The organism is Aquimarina ulvae (assembly GCF_053613295.3).
This window is the reverse complement of record NZ_JBSIBP030000027.1, coordinates 2,501-5,978: the sequence shown is the minus strand read 5'-3', so window position 1 is coordinate 5,978 and position 3,478 is coordinate 2,501. Positions and strand designations below refer to the sequence as shown.

2 tRNA genes and 2 rRNA genes (1 of these 4 only partly in view) are annotated in these 3,478 nt (G+C 42.2%); all 4 read left to right on the top strand.

The features are described 5' to 3' along the window. The first annotated feature begins 495 nt into the window (after nucleotides 1–495). A 16S ribosomal RNA gene (locus tag ACWGOQ_RS23850) occupies nucleotides 496–2,019 on the top strand. Between the two features lie 162 nt (nucleotides 2,020–2,181). Beyond that, nucleotides 2,182–2,255 (top strand) — tRNA-Ile (locus ACWGOQ_RS23845). A 207-nt stretch (nucleotides 2,256–2,462) separates the two neighbouring features. Beyond that, nucleotides 2,463–2,536, top strand: a tRNA-Ala gene (locus ACWGOQ_RS23840). Between the two features lie 244 nt (nucleotides 2,537–2,780). Next, nucleotides 2,781–3,478 (top strand): 23S ribosomal RNA (locus ACWGOQ_RS23835); it runs 2,132 nt beyond the window's last position. The 16S and 23S rRNA genes sit together here with 2 tRNA genes alongside, the layout of an rRNA operon.

Sequence of the window (3,478 nt, the reverse complement as noted above, 5' to 3'; positions counted from 1 at the left end):
TTATTTTTTTATTGTTGATTAGAAAAAGGGTTGTATGTTTGCACCCGCAAAACGGGATAATGTTTTGTTAGTTCTTTGGGAGTAGTTTCTTGTTTTTGTTTAGGGTACTGATCATTATATTTTGGTTATTTTGTTAGGTATTTAAGGGTTTTAATTTTTTTTAAAATTTTTTCAAAAAAGTTTTGCCAGGTTAAAAAAGGGGTTGTATATTTGCACCCGCTTTGCGAGACAAGTGATGTTCATATAGGAAAAGAGTTATACTGGTGTAATTTGATTTAGGTCATTTAGGGGTTCGATTCCTTTATAATTAGCGATTAACTACCGGCGATGAAGATTGTGTTAGGATAGTTAAAAGAGTTCATTGATATATTGATTGACAGCGCGTATTACGGTTGTATTTATACAGCTGTATTACAGATAAGAATTAAGACTAGAAATATTTTGAGATTACGATTTAAATTCCTGTTGTTATTGTTAAATAATATTTAAGAATACACGATGAAGAGTTTGATCCTGGCTCAGGATGAACGCTAGCGGCAGGCTTAACACATGCAAGTCGAGGGGTAACAGGTTGTGCTTGCACAATGCTGACGACCGGCGCACGGGTGCGTAACGCGTATAGAACCTACCTTATAGTAAGGGATAGCCCAGAGAAATTTGGATTAATACCTTATAGTATATTATTTTGGCATCGAGATAATATTAAAGATTTATTGCTATAAGATGGCTATGCGTTCTATTAGCTAGTTGGTATGGTAACGGCATACCAAGGCTACGATAGATAGGGGTCCTGAGAGGGAGATCCCCCACACTGGTACTGAGACACGGACCAGACTCCTACGGGAGGCAGCAGTGAGGAATATTGGACAATGGAGGCAACTCTGATCCAGCCATGCCGCGTGTAGGAAGACTGCCCTATGGGTTGTAAACTACTTTTATAGAGGAAGAAACGCCATTACGTGTAATGGTTTGACGGTACTCTACGAATAAGGATCGGCTAACTCCGTGCCAGCAGCCGCGGTAATACGGAGGATCCAAGCGTTATCCGGAATCATTGGGTTTAAAGGGTCCGTAGGCGGGTCTGTAAGTCAGTGGTGAAAGTTTACGGCTCAACCGTGAAATTGCCATTGATACTGCAGGTCTTGAATCATTATGAAGTGGTTAGAATAAGTAGTGTAGCGGTGAAATGCATAGATATTACTTAGAATACCGATTGCGAAGGCAGATCACTAATAATGTATTGACGCTAAGGGACGAAAGCGTGGGTAGCGAACAGGATTAGATACCCTGGTAGTCCACGCCGTAAACGATGGTTACTAGCTGTTCGGACTTCGGTCTGAGTGGCTAAGCGAAAGTGATAAGTAACCCACCTGGGGAGTACGTTCGCAAGAATGAAACTCAAAGGAATTGACGGGGGCCCGCACAAGCGGTGGAGCATGTGGTTTAATTCGATGATACGCGAGGAACCTTACCAGGGCTTAAATGTAGTCTGACAGGACCAGAGATGGTTTTTTCTTCGGACAGATTACAAGGTGCTGCATGGTTGTCGTCAGCTCGTGCCGTGAGGTGTCAGGTTAAGTCCTATAACGAGCGCAACCCCTGTTGTTAGTTGCCAGCGAGTCAAGTCGGGAACTCTAGCAAGACTGCCGGTGCAAACCGCGAGGAAGGTGGGGATGACGTCAAATCATCACGGCCCTTACGTCCTGGGCCACACACGTGCTACAATGGTAGGTACAGAGAGCAGCCACTGGGTGACCAGGCGCGAATCTATAAAACCTATCACAGTTCGGATCGGAGTCTGCAACTCGACTCCGTGAAGCTGGAATCGCTAGTAATCGGATATCAGCCATGATCCGGTGAATACGTTCCCGGGCCTTGTACACACCGCCCGTCAAGCCATGGAAGCTGGGGGTACCTGAAGTCCGTCACCGTAAGGAGCGGCCTAGGGTAAAACTGGTAACTGGGGCTAAGTCGTAACAAGGTAGCCGTACCGGAAGGTGCGGCTGGAACACCTCCTTTCTAGAGAAAGACGATACACAGGAGTTGTAATTTTGATTATTTTTAGTCTTAAGCTGTTAATTAATTATTTTTTTTAAGTATTGAGTACAGAGTATTAGGTATTAAGTATAAGTTTTGGATTTTCTCTAAAGACTTGGTACTGATTACTCATTACTATAAGACAGTCTCATAGCTCAGCTGGTTAGAGCGCTACACTGATAATGTAGAGGTCGGCAGTTCGAGTCTGCCTGAGACTACTATTAACTACTTGGTATTGAATATAATGTATTAGGTAATTTATTTTTTTTAGACTGATTACTCATTACTATTATTTTATTACTATTTAGTATACGTTCATTTATTATATTATTGAAAGGAAATTCTAGGAGTTAGCGTTCACGTTAGGAGAGTAGGAGTTATGTTAAAGTTCTAACAACTATTAACTGATAACTAACAACTGATACGGGGGATTAGCTCAGCTGGCTAGAGCGCCTGCCTTGCACGCAGGAGGTCATCGGTTCGACTCCGATATTCTCCACGATTCTTTAGGTATAAGGATTAATAGTTTATAAAACACAGGATTCACTAGTTGAAATAGTTTTTATATTCATTGTTTTTATATTTATGATAAGAAAAACGTTCATTGACATATTGATTTAAAGAATACGAGCATTAATTGTTTCACCAGAGACAATTGATGATTAAAATTAAAAGAGTGTTTTATTATTTTTTATCGGAAATAATAAGACGAATAAACTAAAAGAGCAAGTTAAAGCAAAGACGCATAAGCTAATTAAGGGCGTATGGGGAATGCCTAGGCTCTCAGAGGCGATGAAGGACGTGATAAGCTGCGAAAAGCTGTGGTTAGTGGCACATACACTATGATCCGCAGATATCCGAATGGGGCAACCCACTATACTGAAGGTATAGTACCTAGCAATAGGAGTGAACCCGGAGAACTGAAACATCTAAGTACCCGGAGGAGAAGAAAACAATAGTGATTCCGTTAGTAGTGGCGAGCGAACGCGGATTAGCCCAAACCAGTATTGTTACGGCAATGCTGGGGTTGTAGGACCACGTTATAAGATGTATATTGAACTAGAACAGTTTGGAAAGACTGACCAAAGAGGGTGATAGTCCCGTATAGGTAAGATGTATTGATTTAGTGGTATCCTGAGTAGTGCGGGGCACGTGTAACCCTGTATGAATCTGTGGGGACCATCCCATAAGGCTAAATACTCCTGAGAGACCGATAGTGAACCAGTACCGTGAGGGAAAGGTGAAAAGAACCCTGAATAAGGGAGTGAAATAGATCCTGAAACCATACGCTTACAAGCGGTCGGAGCGCATTTATGTGTGACGGCGTGCCTTTTGCATAATGAGCCTACGAGTTACTTTTACTAGCAAGGTTAATCCGTTAAGCGGAGCAGCCGTAGCGAAAGCGAGTCTGAATAGGGCGCTTTAGTTAGTAGTAGTAGAC